General features: G+C 72.2%; 14 protein-coding genes. 6 read left to right on the top strand and 8 right to left on the bottom strand.

Annotation, left to right across the window (positions count from 1 at the left end; genetic code table 11):
- Positions 1–262 precede the first annotated feature (262 nt).
- Positions 263–805, top strand: a complete 543-nt coding sequence (locus AC4OXY_RS17855) for a hypothetical protein (protein ID WP_356020639.1) — start codon at positions 263–265, stop codon at positions 803–805.
- Positions 806–1,193: 388 nt separating this feature from the next.
- Positions 1,194–1,667 carry a hypothetical protein gene (locus tag AC4OXY_RS17860; RefSeq protein ID WP_362820516.1) on the top strand — a complete coding sequence of 158 codons (474 nt, stop codon included), beginning with the start codon at positions 1,194–1,196 and terminating at the stop codon, positions 1,665–1,667.
- Positions 1,668–1,718: 51 nt separating this feature from the next.
- Here the strand turns inward: AC4OXY_RS17860 and AC4OXY_RS17865 are convergent, their stop codons facing one another.
- From AC4OXY_RS17865 to AC4OXY_RS17880, 4 genes are all read right to left on the bottom strand, one after another.
- Positions 1,719–2,936 carry an MFS transporter gene (locus AC4OXY_RS17865; protein ID WP_491994198.1) on the bottom strand — a complete coding sequence of 406 codons (1,218 nt, stop codon included), beginning with the start codon at positions 2,934–2,936 and terminating at the stop codon, positions 1,719–1,721.
- 90 nt (positions 2,937–3,026) lie between these two features.
- Positions 3,027–4,064, bottom strand: coding sequence for an endonuclease/exonuclease/phosphatase family protein (locus AC4OXY_RS17870; RefSeq protein ID WP_491994199.1), 1,038 nt, complete (start codon positions 4,062–4,064; stop codon positions 3,027–3,029).
- A 184-nt stretch (positions 4,065–4,248) separates the two neighbouring features.
- Entirely contained in the window at positions 4,249–4,908 is a 660-nt protein-coding gene (locus tag AC4OXY_RS17875) for a TetR/AcrR family transcriptional regulator (RefSeq protein ID WP_376285006.1), read from the bottom strand.
- Positions 4,909–5,004: 96 nt separating this feature from the next.
- Positions 5,005–6,591, bottom strand: coding sequence for an MFS transporter (locus AC4OXY_RS17880; RefSeq protein ID WP_356030674.1), 1,587 nt, complete (start codon positions 6,589–6,591; stop codon positions 5,005–5,007).
- 178 nt (positions 6,592–6,769) lie between these two features.
- On the opposite strand from AC4OXY_RS17880, the gene panB reads away from it, so the two are divergent.
- The 3 genes from panB to AC4OXY_RS17895 all read left to right on the top strand — a co-directional run bounded on the left by panB (position 6,770) and on the right by AC4OXY_RS17895 (position 9,633).
- Positions 6,770–7,636: a 3-methyl-2-oxobutanoate hydroxymethyltransferase gene (gene panB / locus AC4OXY_RS17885; RefSeq protein WP_356030672.1), complete on the top strand. Its 867-nt coding sequence runs from the start codon at positions 6,770–6,772 to the stop codon at positions 7,634–7,636.
- A gap of 156 nt (positions 7,637–7,792) precedes the next feature.
- Complete coding sequence (locus AC4OXY_RS17890) at positions 7,793–8,821, top strand: ATP-binding cassette domain-containing protein (protein WP_356030670.1); 1,029 nt, start codon at positions 7,793–7,795, stop codon at positions 8,819–8,821.
- On the top strand, positions 8,818–9,633 hold the full coding sequence (locus tag AC4OXY_RS17895) for an ABC transporter permease (protein ID WP_491994200.1): 816 nt from the start codon (positions 8,818–8,820) through the stop codon (positions 9,631–9,633). The genes AC4OXY_RS17890 and AC4OXY_RS17895 overlap by 4 nt, the downstream gene beginning before the upstream one ends.
- 13 nt (positions 9,634–9,646) lie before the next feature.
- On the opposite strand, the gene AC4OXY_RS17900 is transcribed toward AC4OXY_RS17895, so the two are convergent.
- Positions 9,647–12,913 (bottom strand): ATP-binding protein, encoded by a 3,267-nt coding sequence (locus tag AC4OXY_RS17900; RefSeq protein ID WP_491994201.1) that lies wholly within the window; start codon positions 12,911–12,913, stop codon positions 9,647–9,649.
- 167 nt (positions 12,914–13,080) lie between these two features.
- Between AC4OXY_RS17900 and AC4OXY_RS17905 the strand changes: the two genes are divergently transcribed.
- Positions 13,081–13,881: a site-2 protease family protein gene (locus AC4OXY_RS17905; RefSeq protein ID WP_356030666.1), complete on the top strand. Its 801-nt coding sequence runs from the start codon at positions 13,081–13,083 to the stop codon at positions 13,879–13,881.
- Here the strand turns inward: AC4OXY_RS17905 and AC4OXY_RS17910 are convergent.
- The 3 genes from AC4OXY_RS17910 to AC4OXY_RS17920 all read right to left on the bottom strand — a co-directional run bounded on the left by AC4OXY_RS17910 (position 13,871) and on the right by AC4OXY_RS17920 (position 15,981).
- Complete coding sequence (locus AC4OXY_RS17910) at positions 13,871–14,062, bottom strand: hypothetical protein (RefSeq protein WP_356030664.1); 192 nt, start codon at positions 14,060–14,062, stop codon at positions 13,871–13,873. The genes AC4OXY_RS17905 and AC4OXY_RS17910 overlap by 11 nt on opposite strands.
- Positions 14,063–14,146: 84 nt before the next feature.
- Positions 14,147–14,860 carry an NADPH-dependent F420 reductase gene (npdG, locus tag AC4OXY_RS17915; protein WP_356030662.1) on the bottom strand — a complete coding sequence of 238 codons (714 nt, stop codon included), beginning with the start codon at positions 14,858–14,860 and terminating at the stop codon, positions 14,147–14,149.
- A 38-nt stretch (positions 14,861–14,898) separates the two neighbouring features.
- Positions 14,899–15,981 (bottom strand): sialidase family protein, encoded by a 1,083-nt coding sequence (locus AC4OXY_RS17920; protein ID WP_491994202.1) that lies wholly within the window; start codon positions 15,979–15,981, stop codon positions 14,899–14,901.
- Positions 15,982–16,045 lie beyond the last annotated feature (64 nt).

Below are 16,045 nucleotides of genomic sequence, written 5' to 3' on the forward strand. Positions count from 1 at the left end.
GTACGCACCGACACGTTCTGACGACGGGTGAGAGGGAGCCAGGAGATCACCCTGAAGGGCTAATAGTATTTCAATCCCACCTTTTCTATGGCGATTTGACCTCCCGCCGCTCGCTCGAAAACGCGGCATTTGACCCCACAAATACCCCGATTGGCGCCTTGGTGTCACTCTCCTGAAATTGCCGAGATGTCAGATCTCAGTACTTTTGATCTCGAACCGGCCGACGGTCGGCATCTCCGAGAGACGAGACAGGAGCACCACGATGAAGCTCGCCCGTTCCACCATGATGGCCGGCGCCGTCGCAGGCGCCGCGGGTCTTGCCGTCACCGGCATCACCTATGCCTCCGCCGCCTCCGCCCCGCAGGAGGCCCCGGCTGCCGCTGTCGCCGCCCCCTTCGGCGGGAGCGGCAGCAGCAACAACAACCAGAACAACAACAACGACAACTGGGGCAAGGGCAACGAGGGCAAGGGCAACGAGGGCCGCCGGGGCGGTGAGCGCAGGGAGCACAGGGAGGGCCGCATCATGATCAACGAACGGTCCTACTCCGCGCACCCGGGCGACTGCATCACCGTCGTCAGCGGCCTGGGCGCCAAGACCCTGAACATCCGCAACGACAGCCACAAGACCGTTGAGGTGTTCCGTGGAGCGGTCTGCGACAACGGCGCTCCGATCGCCACCGTCGGCCCCCACAGCGACAGCTTCGGCGTGCGCGCGTGCCCGCCCGAGGGGGTCAGGGTCAAGGACGGCGTGCTGGCCAGCTTCCGGGTGGTCCGGCACCACGGCCACGGCGGGGACTGGGACTAGTCCGGCGCCGACCCCGTGATGCGGAACCCCGGCCCGCCGCAATCGGGCCGGGGACTCCGTCCCCGGCATTGTCCGACAACCCCGCGCCGTCCACACCCCGCCGAGCCGGACGCCAGGTACCTCAGCCTGTCGTACGGGCGGCCGTCCCTGCCCTCGCCAGCCGACCCTTCCTGGTGCCAGTCACCCGAACGCCCCCTGCGGGCGCTACCCCCGTGGCGTGGCCGCCGGCTTCCTTCCCCGGCGTAACCCCACCCCGAACGGGTGCGAAAGGGCGCGCACGGCAACTCGGCGCAAGCGGCACGGCGCAGTGGTCGTCCCGGCCTCCCCGCCCGCTGTCCGGCGGGCGGGGAGGCACCCTTCGTATCCACGACACCGCAGGGTGGGCGAGATGAGCATGCGCCTGGTGGAGGACACGAGCGACGACACCTACGTCCTGGACATCCTCGACATCACGTTGACCCCGGCATTGCCATGGCTCGGGCGGCAGGTCCGTTGGGAGATGAGCGGTCGCCTCAAGGAAACCGTCGACCTGACCCGGGTCACCTGCAATGTGATCATGAAGTTCGGTCCGGTGAAGATGCTGGACCGCAGCTACCGGCTGCCCGATCTGCTGGCGCGCATAGGGGCGAGACTGCCCGGTGACCCGAGGCTGCCGGCCGGGCCGTGGCAGCAGACGTGGACGCTTCGGATTCCCGAGACGGTGCCGGTGGCCCGGCACCGGATCCGGCTGCGCGCACGGACGGGGAGCGGGAAGAACTTCCTGGCCCTGGACATCCCTCTGGACTTCAGCTGCAAATTCCGTCCGGTGGCGGCGACCTGTGGCGGCAGCTCACGCGTGCTGCACAGCACGCGCCGGCGCTGACCGTCGGCCCGCCTGCCCGTCCCGGGACGGGCAGGCGGGCCGGGGCCTCAGTCAGTGGTGCAGCGCCGCCGGCTCGTCGGGCACGTGGGAGGTGACGATCCGCCCCGCCGACGGAGTCGCCCGGCGCCGGTCCACCGCGTACGCCACGCTCGCCACGCCCAGCCCCAGGACGGCCAGGGCCGCGCCGGCCGGTGCCGGGGACGTGACGCCGAAGCCGGCCGCGATGGCCAGGCCGCCGATCCAGGCACCGCCGGCGTTGGCCAGGTTGAAGGCCGCCTGGTTGGCCGAGGAGGCCAGGGACGGGGCCGCCGAGGCCTTCTCCATGACCATCAGCTGGAGCGGGGAACCGGTGATGAACGCCGCCACGCCCAGCAGGGTCACCGCGAGGGCCGCGCTCCACTCCGCCCGCATCAGCAGCGGGAACAGCGCCAGCACCGCGCCCAGCGACGCCAGGCCGCCGAAGAGCGTGCCGCGCAGGGAGTGGTCCGCCAGCCGGCCGCCCAGCAGGTTGCCCGCCGTCGCGCCCACCCCGAACAGGGCCAGGAGCAGGGTCACGTTCGACTCGGCGAAACCGGCCGACCGCGTCAGCATCGGGGTGACGTAGCTGTACGCCGCGAAGAGCGCGCCGAAGCCCGCCACCGTCGTACCGAGGGCGAGCCAGACCGGCAGGGACCTCAGCGCCGCCAGTTCGCCGCGCAGGCCCGTCTGCGGGGCGGCGTGGCCGCCGTCCCGCGGGATCAGCAGGGCGAGCGCGGCGATGGCCGCGAGGCCGATCACGCTCACGCCCAGGAAGGCCGCCCGCCAGCCGAGGTGCTGGCCCATCAGCGTGGCCGCCGGGACGCCCGCGATGTTGGCGACGGTCAGGCCGAGGAACATCAGCGACACGGAGCGGGCCTTGCGCTCCGGGGCGACCATCGAGGTCGCGACGACCGCGCCGACGCCGAAGAAGGCGCCGTGCGGCAGGCCGCTGAGGAAGCGGGCCGCGAGGAGTGAGTCGTCGCCCGGGGCGAACGCCGACAGGGCGTTGCCCACGACGAACAGTCCCATCAGGGCGATCAGCACCGTGCGGCGGGACATCCGGGCCGTCACGGCGGCGAGCAGCGGGGCACCGATCACGACGCCGAGCGCGTACGCCGAGACCAGGTGTCCGGCCGAGGGGATGGAGATGTGCAGGTCGTCCGCGACGTCGGGCAGCAGGCCCATCATCACGAACTCGGTCGTACCGATTCCGAACGCGCCGACGGCCAGAGCGAGCAGGGCCAGGGGCATGAAGGGCCTTTGCCTTTCAGGGGAGAGGGGTTCCGTACAGTCTAAGTTCAGCTACGGAACAAAGTCTCTCAGGCCCGGTATTCCGGCGGGTTACGACGACGTGTCCAGCTTCACACGGGCGGCCACCGGAAGGTGGTCGCTGCCCGTGCGCGGCAGGGTCCAGGAGCTCGTGGGCTGGATGCCCTTGACCATGATCTGGTCGATCCGGGCCATCGGGAACGCCGCCGGCCAGCTGAACCCGAATCCGCTGCCCGCCGCGCCCTGCGTGGAGCGCATCTGGGCGGTGACCGCGTTGAGCGAACGGTCGTTCATCGTACCGTTCAGATCGCCGAGCAGGATCACACGCTTCAGCGGCTCACCGGCGATGGCCTCGCCCAGCGCGTCGGCGCTCGTGTCGCGCTGCCGCGCGGTGAAGCCGGCCTCCACCTTCACCCGGACCGAGGGCATGTGGGCGACGTACACCGCGATCGGGCCCTCGGGCGTCGTCACGGTGGCGCGCATCGCCCGCTTCCAGCCGAGCTTGATGTCGACGGCCTGGACGTCGGACATCGGGTACTTGCTCCACAGCCCGACCGTGCCGACGACCGCGTGGTACTTGTACGTCGGCGCGAGCGCCTTCTCGTAGACGGGTACGGCGGTGTTCGGGACCTCCTCCAGGGCGAGCACGTCGGCGCCGGAGGCGGCGACGGCGGTGGCGGTCCCGGTGGGGTCGGGGTTCTGGGCGTTGACGTTGTGCGTGGCCACCATCAGGTTGCCGCCCGGCCCGGTCCGGTCGACGATCAGCCCGCCGAAGAGGTTCAGCCACACGATCACCGGGAGGAGGACCGCGAGCAGGGCCGTCGCCGACCTGCGGAGCACGGTGCAGAGCAGCAGCAGCGGGATGGCGAGGCCCAGCCAGGGCAGGAAGGTCTCCGTGAGGCTGCCGAGGTTGCCCACCTGGTTGGGGATGTGCGAGTGCAGCAGCATCACCAGGGCCAGCAGGAGCGCGAGGAGTGCGAGGACGATGCCCCGGCGCCAGACGCGCGGGTCGCCGCGCCAGCCGGTGAACAGGCGTCGGAGCCGGGATCCGGGTCGCTTCGGCCCCGAGCCGCCGCCCGCCGTCTCCGAAACATACGCCTGCTGCGCCATACCGTCTGCCTCACTGCCGTGCACGCCGTCGTTCCCCCGCGCTGTGTCGACCCTAGGGGATGATCGGCCCTGTTCCCGCCGTCCCGTGACGGCCGTACGGAAGTCGAGGACGAACGGGTCGGGGCCGCGAGTTCCGTTCACCCCCGGGACGGGCGGGGTCTGTGACGAAACGCGCACATGGATGCTACGAGGCTGTCGACCTGACGGGACGTAGGCCTTCGAGGACCGTGTCGACGATCTCCTCCGCGAGGCCCTCGGGCAGCTCGCCGTCGGGGCGCAGGGTGGTGCGGACGAGCATGGGGCCGACGAACAGGTCGCCCGCCAGCTCCAGGTCGATGTCCGGCCGGAGTTCGCCGCTCTCCCGCCCCCGGCGCAGCACCTGGAGGACGAGCTCGCGGCGGGGGGCGACGACGCCGGCGTGGTACGCGGACCAGATCTTGGGGCTGGACTTCATCTGGGCGTACACGTTGTGCAGGATCGCCGAGGAGCGGGTGGCGAGGCCGCGCTGCCGCAGGGACTCCAGCAGGGCGACGAGGTCGTCGCGCAGGCTGGTGCCGGGGAGTTCGGGGTCGGGGGGCTCGGCGGCCCGCACGACGTCGATGAACAGCTCGTCCTTGCCGTTCCAGCGGCGGTAGATGGTGGCCTTGCCGACCCCGGCCGTGCGGGCGACGCGCTCGATGGAGAGCTCGGCGAGGGGGACGCCGTCCTCCAGGAGCTTCATCACGCTGTCGAGGATGGCGCGCTCGACGGCCTCGCTGCGGGGCCTGCCCCGTACGGGTCCGCAGGGTCGCAGCGGGCCCTCGGTGTCGCGGTCGGCGCCGGTACCGGTGTCGGCAAGGCTCACGTGGTTCCCGTCCTCTCACTGCGCTGCGGGAATCGTCCCGCAGCCGCCTCCTTCCCCCGTGCATGTATCGATCCGTACGCGGTCCGCGGCCGCTGCTCAGTCCGCCGCCACGACCAACTCCGGCTCCTTGTCGCCCTCTTGACCGGCCGTCGGCCTGCCCGGCAGGAACAGGACGGTCACCACGGCGCCGATCAGCGCGACGCCCGTACCGCACAGGGCGGTCACGTGCATCGCGTGCAGGAACGCGTCGTTGGCGGGCGTGACGAGGGCCTTGCCCTGCGGTCCGAGCCTGCTCGCGATGCCGAGGGTGGCCTCGATGGACTCGCCGGCCTTCTCGCGCAGGGCGGGCGGCAGCGGGCCGAGCTTGCCCTCGACGCCGGTGCGGTACGACGTGGCGAGCACCGAGCCGAGCACGGCGATGCCGAGCGCGCCGCCGACCTGGCGGAAGGTGTTGCTCAGCGCCGAGGCCGAGCCGGCCTTCTCGCGCGGCAGGGCCTGCATGATGACGACCGAGGTCGGCGTCATGATGTGCGCCATGCCGGTGCCCATGAGGAAGAAGATCACCTCCAGCAGCCAGATCGGGGTGTCGGCCTCGAAGGTGGCGAACGCGGCGAGCGTCGCGGCGATCAGCACCAGGCCCGCGGTGGTGGTGGCCCGGTTGCCGAACCGGTCGACCACCAGCCGGGCGCGCGGCGCGAAGATCATCTGCGCGGCGGCCAGCGGCAGCATCAGCACACCGGACTCCAGCGGCGAGTACCCGCGCACGCTCTGGGTGTAGAAGACCGAGAAGAAGGTGACGCCCATCAGCGCGAAGAAGACCAGCGCGATGGCGGCCATGGCGGCCGAGAAGACCTTGTTCTTGAAGTAGGTGACGTCGAGCGACGGATGGTCGCTGCGCTTCTCGAAGAGCACGAAGGCGATGAGCACGACGACGCCCGCGCCGGCCGTCGCCAGCACCTTCGGGTCGGTGAAGTCGGCCAGCTCGCCGCCCTTGATGATGCCGTAGACCAGCAGGACGAGGCCGACGACGGACAGGACCACGCCGATCGGGTCGAGGCGGCCCGGGCTGGGGTCGCGGGAGTCGGGCACCAGCCAGGCCATCAGGACCAGCGCGACGATCACGATCGGCACGTTGACGAAGAAGACCGAGCCCCACCAGAAGTGGTCGAGGAGGGCGCCGCCGGTGATCGGGCCGATGGCGATGGCGAGGCCGACGCCGCCGGCCCAGATGCCGATGGCCTTGGGCTGCTCCTCGCGCTCGAAGACGTTCATCAGGACGGCGAGGGTGGCGGGCATGACGAAGGCGGCACCGAGGGCCATCAGCGCGCGGAACGCGATCAGCTGGGCCGGGGAGCCGGACTCGGCGGCCAGCGCGGAGCCGATGCCGAACACGGCGATGCCGCCGATCAGCACCTTCTTGCGACCGAGGCGGTCGCCGACGAGACCGGCCGTGAACAGCAGGCCGGCGAAGACGAGGGTGTAGGCGTTGATCGCCCACTCGATCTGCCCCTGGCTGGCACCGAGGCCGACGGGCGCCGGGGTGGAGATGGTCTTGATGGCGACGTTCAGGATCGAGTTGTCGAGCACCACGATGAGCAGGCTCAGCATCAGGACGCCGAGGATCGCCCATCGGCGCCGGTGCACCGCTTCCGGTATTCGGGAGGCAGGGACGGGACTTGTCATGTGTTCGAGACTACGTTCATTTCGATACGGAACGGTCTCGTATCTAATTCCTTTACCAAGCCCTTACATGACGGGATCACGGCGGGCCCCTCTGGCCCTGCCCGGCACGAAGTGCCACCATGGAGGCGATCCGGGGACGCCGTACGGGCGCCTCGAGATGACTGAAGGAGCCGTTGCAATGACGCAGCTTTCGGCTGCCCCGACGAAGCCCTCCGACGGCAGCAAGGCGCTGTACGGGGGCAAGGGCACACGCCGTATCACCGTTCGCGACATCGCCCTCGCCAAGGAACGCGGCGAGAAGTGGCCCATGCTCACCGCCTACGACGCGATGACCGCCTCCGTCTTCGACGAGGCCGGGATCCCGGTGATCCTGGTCGGCGACTCGGCGGGCAACTGCCACCTCGGGTACGAGACGACCGTGCCCGTCACGCTGGACGAGATGACCATGCTGTCGGCCGCCGTGGTGCGCGGCACGCAGCGCGCGCTGATCGTGGCCGACCTGCCGTTCGGCTCGTACCAGGAGGGTCCGGTGCAGGCGCTGCGCTCGGCGACCCGGCTGGTCAAGGAGGCCGGGGCCGGCGCGGTCAAGCTGGAGGGCGGCGAGCGCTCGCACGAGCAGATCCGCCTGCTGGTGGAGGCCGGCATCCCGGTGTGCGCGCACATCGGGCTGACCCCGCAGTCCGTGAACGCGATGGGCTACCGCGTGCAGGGGCGCGGCGAGGAGGCGGCGCAGCAGCTGCTCCGCGACGCCAAGGCCGTACAGGACGCGGGCGCCTTCGCGGTGGTCCTGGAGCTGGTCCCGGCGGAGCTGGCGGCCGAGGTGACGCGCGTGCTGCACATCCCGACGGTCGGCATCGGCGCGGGACCGGAGTGCGACGCGCAGGTCCTGGTCTGGACGGACATGCTGGGCCTGACCTCCGGCCGGGTCCCCAAGTTCGTCAAGAAGTACGCCGACCTGCGTGAGGTCATGACGAGCGCGGCGAAGGCCTACGCGGAGGACGTCGTCGGCGGAACGTTCCCGCAGGAGGAGCACTCCGTCCACTAGGCGTTGCCACTGAGCCACTGCGGAAACACCCCGGGCAGCCCGCCGATCTTCCCCCGTCGGCGGGCTGCCCCTGTATGAGGGACGCGCCGGCCCGCTGTCGGTGGCCGTCGGCGGCTTGTCGGTCGTTTGTCGGTGGGGCCTGGCACCGTCTGTGGCATGACGCGAATCGATGACAACCCCGTCGGCGCGGGCCGTGCGGTGACGGTGCGGGGACTGGTCAAGCACTACGGCGAGACCAAGGCGCTGGACGGCGTCGACCTGGACGTGCGCGAGGGCACCGTGATGGGCGTCCTCGGACCGAACGGCGCCGGCAAGACGACCCTCGTACGGATCCTGTCCACCCTGATCACTCCCGACGCCGGACAGGCCACCGTGGCCGGGTACGACGTCCTGCGCCAGCCCCGGCAGCTGCGCCGGGTCATAGGGCTGACCGGGCAGTACGCCTCCGTCGACGAGAAGCTGCCCGGCTGGGAGAACCTGTACATGATCGGGCGGCTGCTCGATCTCTCCCGCAAGGACGCCCGCGCCCGCGCGGACGCGCTGCTGGAGCGGTTCTCCCTCACCGAGGCGGCCAAGCGGCCCGCCAGTACGTACTCCGGCGGCATGCGGCGGCGGCTGGACCTCGCCGCATCCATGATCGGGCGGCCCGCCGTGCTGTATCTCGACGAGCCGACCACCGGGCTCGACCCCCGCACCCGCAACGAGGTGTGGGACGAGGTGAAGGCCATGGTCGGCGACGGCGTCACCGTGCTGCTCACCACCCAGTACATGGAGGAGGCCGAGCAGCTCGCCTCCGAGCTGACCGTGGTGGACCGCGGCAAGGTCATCGCCACCGGCGGGATCGAGCAGCTGAAGGCCAAGGTCGGCGGCCGCACCCTGCGCGTGCGGCCCGTCGATCCGCTGCAGCTGCGCCCGCTCGCCGACATGCTGGACGAGCTGGGCATCACCGGGCTCGCCGCCACCACCGTCGACTCCGAGTCCGGGACGCTGCTGGTGCCGATCCTCAGCGACGAGCAGCTGACCGCGGTGGTCGGCGCGGTCACCGCGCGCGGCATCACCATCTCCTCCATCACCACCGAACTGCCCAGCCTGGACGAGGTGTTCCTGTCCCTCACCGGCCACCGTGCCGGTGCGCCGGAGAAGGACGCCACGCCCGCCGACACCCGTCAGGAGATCGCCGCATGAGCTCGATCACCACCACCGTCGCCGAGGCCGACGGCCGGATCCCGCTGCGCGGGCATCTGCGGCACACCGGCGCGCTCGTCCGGCGCAATCTGCTCTGGATCCGCCAGGACCCGGAGTCGATGTTCGACGCACTGCTCATGCCGATCGTCTTCACGCTGCTGTTCGTGTACGTCTTCGGCGGCTCGATCGGGCAGGCGCTCGGCGGCGGCCAGGGGCATTACGTGCAGTACGTCATCCCCGGCATGATCGCGATGATGAGCATGACCCTGTCGCAGGGCGTCGGCACCGGGTTCAGCCAGGACTTCAACAGCGGGGTCATGGACCGGTTCCGCTCGCTGCCGATCGGGCGCGGCTCCGTGCTGTTCGCGAAGATCGCCGTGGAGCTGGCGCGGATGCTGTTCGCCACGGCCATCCTGATGGTCGTCGCGGTCCTGGTCGGTTTCCACATCAGCAGCTGGCCCGGGCTGCTCGCGACCGTGGGGCTGTCCGCGCTGTTCGCCACCTCGATCATGTGGGTGTTCCTCACCCTCGGTGTCGTCCTGAAGAACGCGCAGTCCGTGCAGGCGATGGGCTTCCTGGTGCTGTTCCCGCTGCAGTTCGGGTCGTCCATCTTCGCCCCGCCCCGGTCGATGCCGGGCTGGCTGCGGCACTTCACCGACTACAACCCGCTGTCGACGCTCGCCGACTCGGCCCGCGGCCTCATGAACGGCGGTCCGGTCGCCCACTCCGTGTGGATGACGGTGGGCTGGTCGGTGGCGATCACCGTGGTGATGGCACCGGTCGCGATCCACAAGTTCCGCACGAAGACCTGACGTCCGCCGTGGGTCAGAACAGGGCGGTGGCCTCCGCGAGGGAGAGGCCACCGCCCTCGGCGTACGCCGCCGCGTATCCGGCGGCGTCGAGCCGTTCGCGGATGCGGGCCACGGTCAGGTCCTGCGCCTGGCGCTCCATGCCGGAGCGGACGTGCCCGGGCGGCAGGATGGCGTCGGCGGCGCCCAGACAGCGGGCCCCGGCCAGGGCACCCTCCTCACCGCGCTCGGCCAGGGCCATCGCGGCGACGGCCAGACAGACGGACGGCAGGTGCGGGCTGATGGCCTCGGACAGCGGGTCCTGGGCGAGCCGCAGCGCCTGCCGGACCCGGTCCAGGGCCTGCTCCGGCAGCCGGTCGAGGGCGTCCAGCCAGGCCTCCTGAACGAGGATCATCACGTCGAAGACCACGAAGTGCGCGATCTTGAACTCCTCGCGGAGCAGCCGGAGTTGCTCGCGCGCCTCGCCGGTGCGGCCGTACACGCCGAGCCAGCAGGCGAGGAAGAGCCGGGCGGCGGGCATCGCCTCGTTGAAGGAGCCGTCCTGGCTGGCGATGACGTCGCGGAGCATCTTCTCGCCGCGCTCCAGTTCGCCCTGCTCCATGAGCACGCTGCCGAACCGGGCGCCCAGGACGGCCATCTGGGCGCGGGCGCCGAGGCGCTCGGCGTACGCGATGGCGGCCTGGTAGTCGTCGGCCGCGGCCTCGTAGGCCCCCTTGCGCTCATGGGCCTCGCCCCGCGCGGACAGCGCCTCGGCGGTGCCCCACGCGTCACCGATGCGGCGGTAGATCTCCAGCGCCTCGTCGGCGTCGCGGGAGGCGTCGCCCGCCCAGGAGGTGCGGTTGGCGAGCAGGCCGGCGCGCATCTGGAGGGCACCGGCCAGCTCCCACTCGTAGCCGGGGGTGCTCCGGCACGTCTCCACCGTGGCGTCCATGATCGTGCGCAGCCGGTCCATGCCGCCGGTCAGCATCTCGGCGAAGAACCACAGCATCCCCGGGGCCCGGCAGGTCTGCGGCAGGCCGGGCTCGTAGACCTCGGTGACGGCTCTCAGCTTTTCCTGCGCCTCGGGCGTCTGCCAGGCCTCCAACTCGGTCTCCATGCACGCGAGATGGGCCAGATGGACGCCGCGCCGGGCCTCGGCGAGCACCTCTCCGGTGTACGGGGGCGGGGCGTCGGTGCAGCTCTGCCACACCGGGCGGGCCGGGCGGACCGGTGCGGCGAACGGGTCGGGGCCGAGCCGCATCACCTCCACGCACCAGGTGCGGGTCTCCAGGCGCTGGTCGCGCATCTGCCAGAACCACAGCAGGGACAGCACCAGGCACAGCGCCTCCTGCTCGTCGCCGAGGGCGACGGCGTGCCGCAGGGCGGTGCGCAGGTTCTCGTACTCCAGCTGGAACCGCTCGATGGCGGTGCGCTGTTCGGAGCCGCGCAGCAACGGGTCCGTGGTGCGGGCGAGTTCGCGGTAGTACGTCAGATGCGCGTGATCGGCGCCGCCGCGGCCACCGGTCTCGTCCAGCCGTTCGGCGGCGTACTCGGCGACGGTCTCCAGGAGGCGGTAGCGCATCCCGCCGTCGCCCGACGGAGCGGCCACCACCAGGGACTTGTCCACCAGGGAGCCGAGCGCGTCGAGTGCGACGGGGCCGCACACGGCCTCGGCGGCGGCCAGGTCGCAGCCGCCCGCGAACACCGACAGCCGGGCGAGGACGGCGCGTTCGTCCGCGTCCAGCAGGTCCCAGGACCAGTCCACGACGGCCCGCAGGGTCTGCTGGCGGGGCAGCACGGTCCGGCTGCCGGAGGTGAGCAGGCGGAAGCGGTCGTCCAGCCGCTCCGCTATCTGGCGGGGCGTCAGCATGCGCAGCCGGGCCGCGGCCAGCTCGATCGCGAGGGGCAGCCCGTCGAGCCGCCGGCAGATCTCCGCGCAGGCCTCCGGATCGTCCCCGGTGCGGAAGCCGGGCCGGGCCGCCGCGCCCCGCTCGGCGAGCAGCCGCAGCGCGACCGGTTCCGGCAGCGGCTCCACCGGGCGCACCAACTCCCCCGGTACACCGAGGGGTTCACGGCTGGTGGCGAGGACGACCAGCCCCGGGCAGCGCTCCAGCAGCCGGGCGACCAGCTCGGCCGCGGCCTCCACGACGTGCTCGCAGTTGTCGAGGACGATCAGCATCCGGCGCCGGGCGCAGTGCTCCAGGAGCCGTTCGAGGGGTTCGTCGTGCCGGTCGGCGACCGCGCGCATGTTCTCGACGCCGGCGCCGTGCAGCACGGTCTCGCGGGCGCCGATCGCGGTGACCACGGCCTGCGGCACGGCCCCGGGGTCGTCCACGGGGGCCAGCTCGGCCAGCCACACGCCGTCGCGGACGGTGTGCCGTACCGCCTCGGCGGCCTCCTGGGACAGCCGGGTCTTGCCGGCGCCGCCGGGCCCGAGCAGGGTGACCAGCCGGGCCCGCGCGAGATCGGCGCCGATGGCGTCGATGTCGGTTTCCCGGCCCACGAAGGAGGTGAGCCGGGCGGGCAGGTTGCCCACGGCGGGCCGCGCCTGCTGCGGCTTCGGGGGTTCCTGCGCCTCGGCCGTCAGCAACTCGGCGTGCAGGGCGCGCAGTTCGGGTCCGGGGCCGACGCCGAGCCGGTCCGCGAGCAGCCGTCGTACGTCCTCGTAGGCGGCGAGCGCCCGGGCGGGGCGGCCGGTGTCGCGCAGGGCGCGCAGCCGCAGCGCCTGGAGCGGCTCGTCCAGCGGGTGCTCGTCGCACAGCGCGGTCAGCTCGGGCAGCGACTGCTCGGCCCGGCCGAGGGCGAGGGCGGCGGTGTGCCGGGCGCGCAGCGCGTCCAGCCGGCGCGTCTCCCAGCGGGCCGCCTCGGCGGAGTGGTCGGGCAGGTCGGCGAGGGCGGGGCCGTGCCACAGGGCGAGCGCGTCGTCCAGGACCGCGGCGGCCTTGGCCGGGTCGCCGTCGGCGAGCGCGGCGAGCCCGTCGCCGGTCAGCCGCTCGAACCGGTTGAGGTCGACATCGTCAAAGGCGGCGGTGAGCCGGTAGCCGCCCTCGGCGGAGGCGACGGCGGCCGCGCCGAGGGTACGGCGCAGCCGGCCGACCAGCGCCTGGAGCGCGCCGGCGGCGTCGGCGGGCGGGTCGGCGCCCCACACCTCGTCCACGAGCACGCCCACGGGCACGGTCCGCCCCGCCCTGAGCGCGAGCGCACTCAGCAGGGCGCGCAGCCGCGCCCCGCCGACCGGGACGGTCGTACCGTCGGGACGGAGTGCCTGGGTGGTGCCGAGAAGCCGATAGCGCACGGGGTCCATTGTCCCTGGAGGCTCAGGTTCGGTCAGGACGGCCGTCGGACGCGTCGTCGGGGGGACCATCCCCCCACCCTTCCAGGAACCGGACGGCCTGCGCGAGACGTTTCCCCCACGACCGCACGGCCGGTACGGTCGCCTTTCCGACGGTCCCCGCACACAGGAGCCCCCAGATGACCACCGCCACCACCCGCTCCAGTGACCGCCGGGTCAGTCCCGTGTTCGTCGGGATCATGGCCGTGACGGCGGTGACCGGCTGGGCCACCTGGAGCGGGTACGCGGCGCAGCCGGGCGTCGCGGTGTTCCTGTTCGTGACGGCGGCCTGGGTCGTCTCCCTGTGTCTGCACGAGTACGCGCACGCGCGCACGGCGCTGCACGGCGGGGACATCACGGTGGGCGCGAAGGGCTACCTCACGCTGAACCCGCTGAAGTACACGCACGCGCTGCTGAGCATCGTGCTCCCGGTGGTCTTCCTGGTCATGGGCGGGATCGGGCTGCCCGGCGGCGCGGTGTTCATCGAGCGCGGCCGGATCCGGGGCCGCTGGAAGCACAGCCTGATCTCGGCGGCGGGCCCGCTGACGAACGTGCTGTTCGCCGCGGTGTGCAGCGCGCCGTTCTGGCTGCACGCGCTGGACGGAGTGCCCGCGGACTTCCGGTTCGCGCTGGCGTTCCTGGTGCTGCTCCAGGTGACCGCGTCGATCCTGAACCTCCTGCCGGTGCCGGGCCTGGACGGCTACGGCGTGATCGAGCCGTGGCTGTCGTACCGGATCAAGCGGCAGCTGGCGCCGTACGCGCAGTTCGGCCTGCTGTTCGTGTTCGCGCTGCTGTGGGTGCCGTCGGTCAACAGCGTGTTCTTCGACGCGATCGACGCGGTCCTGCGCTTCCTCGGCGTCGACGACTACTCCCGCTACTGCGGCCAGGAGCTGTACCGCTTCTGGCGCGGCACCCCGGAGATCTGCACGATCAGCCGGTGACGGACTCGCCGGGCCCGGCGGCGTTCCGGGCGCGCTTGACGTAGTACCAGCTCATGTTGGACGACAGGCCCGCCAGCAGCACCCAGACGATCCCCAGCCAGCTGCCCTGGACGAAGGAGACGACGGCGGCGGCCACGGCGAGGACGCAGACGACGAGGGGGTAGAGGGCGATGCGGGGCATGGCGGGGTGGCTCCTGTCGGATCCGGTCGGGGACACTGCTCGGAACTGCTTCGCCGACCAGTGTCCCCCATCGCCCCGCGCGGCTCACACGTCGGTGACGCGCAGCCCGGCGTGTGCCTTGTAGCGGCGGTTGACGGAGATCAGGTTCGCGACGAGCGACTCGACCTGGTGGGCATTGCGCAGCCGCCCGGCGAAGACGCCGCGCATACCGGGGATGCGCCCCGCGAGGGCCTGCACGATCTCCACGTCGGCCCGCTGCTCGCCCAGCACCATCACGTCGGTGTCGATCTCGTCGATCTCCGGGTCCTGGAGCAGGACGGCCGACAGGTGGTGGAAGGCGGCGGTGACCCGGGAGTCCGGCAGCAGGGCGGCGGCCTGCTCGGCGGCGCTGCCCTCCTCGGGCTTGAGGGCGTAGGCGCCCTTCTTGTCGAAGCCGAGCGGGTTGACGCAGTCCACGACGAGCTTGCCGGACAGGTCCGCGCGCAGGGCGGCCAGCGTGTCGCCGTGGCCGTCCCACGGTACGGCGACGATCACGATGTCGCTGCGGCGCGCGGTCTCGGCGTTGTCGGCGCCCTCGACCCCGTGGCCGAGTTCGTCGGCGGCGGCCTGTGCCCGCTCGGCGGACCGCGAGCCGATGATCACCTTCTGGCCGGCCCGGGCGAGCCGGTAGGCGAGGCCCTTGCCCTGCGGGCCGGTGCCGCCGAGGACGCCGACGACGTACCCGGAGACGTCGGGCAGGTCCCAGGGGTCCTTGGCGGGGGCCTTGGCAGGGGTCTGTGCGCTGTCGGTAGAGGTCATGCGCCCGACTCTACGTCCGTGGCGGACACGGCACCTGGTCAGGTGAGGCGGTGCAGCGGGACCCGGCGGAACGCGACCCGCTCGTAAGGGCCGAAGTCGCCGGTCTCGTAGAGGAGTCCGACCGTGCCGGCGTCGACGCGGACCAGGTCGCCGTAGGCGGCGGGCAGCCCGTCGGCGGTGAACGCCGGGCGCCAGGTGGTGCCGCCGTCGGCGGAGGCGCGCAGGGTCATCAGGGCGCGGGCGGCGGGGTCGGCCGGGCCGGCGTAGAGGAGCAGGTCGGGGTCGCGGAGCTGGAGGACGGAGCCCTGGCAGACCGGTCCGGCGAGCCCGGCCTGGGGCCGGAAGGGCAGGGCGAGGGTGCGGCCGCCGTCGGTGGAGTGGGCGTCGGCGCGGGTGCCGGGGGCCGGCCCGGCGCCGGGGATGTTGCGGGTGTTGAAGTAGACGCGTCCGTCGGGGAGTTCGGCGGCCGTGGTCTCGTTCGCGTTGATGTACCCGTCGGTGTTCTCGTCGACGTACCCGAGGTACCAGCTCTCGCCCCCGTCGTCGCTGAGCAGGCAGTGGCCGCAGTAGTACCGCGGCTCGGCCCCGGTGTCGGTGCCGGTGGGCGGCACGGAGTGGTTGGCGGGGACGACCACGCGCCCGCCGCCGAGCTGGAGGGCGTGCCCGGGGGTGGTGGCGTACCAGCGCCAGCCGGGCCGCCTGACCTGCGCGGTGATGTCGGTGGGCGCGGACCAGGTCAGACCCTCGTCGTCGCTGCGCTGCACCCACACCCGGCGCCCGTCGGCGTCCGGGACCCGGCCGCGCATGACGGCGTCCTCGGTGGCCCGGGCGGCGGCGCGGACGTGCACGAGCAGGACGCGGCCGGTGTCGAGGACGACGGGGGCGGGGTTGCCGGCGAGGCCGGTGCCGTTGCTCGCGGCGACGACGAGGGGGCCCCAGGTGCGGCCGCCGTCGGTGGAGCGCTTGAGCACGATGTCGATGCGGCCGTGGTCGGCGGCGGAGTCGTGGCGTCCCTCGCAGAGGGCGAGCAGCGTGCCGGCGCCGGTGGCCACGATCGCCGGGATCCGGAAACTGGCGTAGCCGTCGTGTCCGGCGCGGAAGGGGACGGTGACGTCGCTCATGGGCGCTCCTCGGGCTCGGCTGGGTCGTACGGGTCGCGCGGTGACCGCTGCTTGTCCCCGAGGC

It is taken from the genome of Streptomyces sp. HUAS MG56 (assembly GCF_058673395.1).

Excerpts from the sequence above, each read along its gene's own strand:
- AC4OXY_RS17900 (WP_491994201.1), bottom strand. The coding sequence starts at position 12,913 with ATGGACCCCGTGCGCTATCGGCTTCTCGGCACCACCCAGGCACTCCGT.
- AC4OXY_RS17910 (WP_356030664.1), bottom strand. The coding sequence starts at position 14,062 with ATGCCCCGCATCGCCCTCTACCCCCTCGTCGTCTGCGTCCTCGCCGTG.
- AC4OXY_RS17870 (WP_491994199.1), bottom strand. The coding sequence starts at position 4,064 with ATGGCGCAGCAGGCGTATGTTTCGGAGACGGCGGGCGGCGGCTCGGGG.
- AC4OXY_RS17880 (WP_356030674.1), bottom strand. The coding sequence starts at position 6,591 with ATGACAAGTCCCGTCCCTGCCTCCCGAATACCGGAAGCGGTGCACCGG.
- AC4OXY_RS17890 (WP_356030670.1), top strand. The coding sequence starts at position 7,793 with ATGACGCGAATCGATGACAACCCCGTCGGCGCGGGCCGTGCGGTGACG.
- AC4OXY_RS17905 (WP_356030666.1), top strand. The coding sequence starts at position 13,081 with ATGACCACCGCCACCACCCGCTCCAGTGACCGCCGGGTCAGTCCCGTG.
- npdG (WP_356030662.1), bottom strand. The coding sequence starts at position 14,860 with ATGACCTCTACCGACAGCGCACAGACCCCTGCCAAGGCCCCCGCCAAG.
- AC4OXY_RS17855 (WP_356020639.1), top strand. The coding sequence starts at position 263 with ATGAAGCTCGCCCGTTCCACCATGATGGCCGGCGCCGTCGCAGGCGCC.
- panB (WP_356030672.1), top strand. The coding sequence starts at position 6,770 with ATGACGCAGCTTTCGGCTGCCCCGACGAAGCCCTCCGACGGCAGCAAG.
- AC4OXY_RS17860 (WP_362820516.1), top strand. The coding sequence starts at position 1,194 with ATGAGCATGCGCCTGGTGGAGGACACGAGCGACGACACCTACGTCCTG.
- AC4OXY_RS17920 (WP_491994202.1), bottom strand. The coding sequence starts at position 15,981 with ATGAGCGACGTCACCGTCCCCTTCCGCGCCGGACACGACGGCTACGCC.
- AC4OXY_RS17895 (WP_491994200.1), top strand. The coding sequence starts at position 8,818 with ATGAGCTCGATCACCACCACCGTCGCCGAGGCCGACGGCCGGATCCCG.
- AC4OXY_RS17865 (WP_491994198.1), bottom strand. The coding sequence starts at position 2,936 with ATGCCCCTGGCCCTGCTCGCTCTGGCCGTCGGCGCGTTCGGAATCGGT.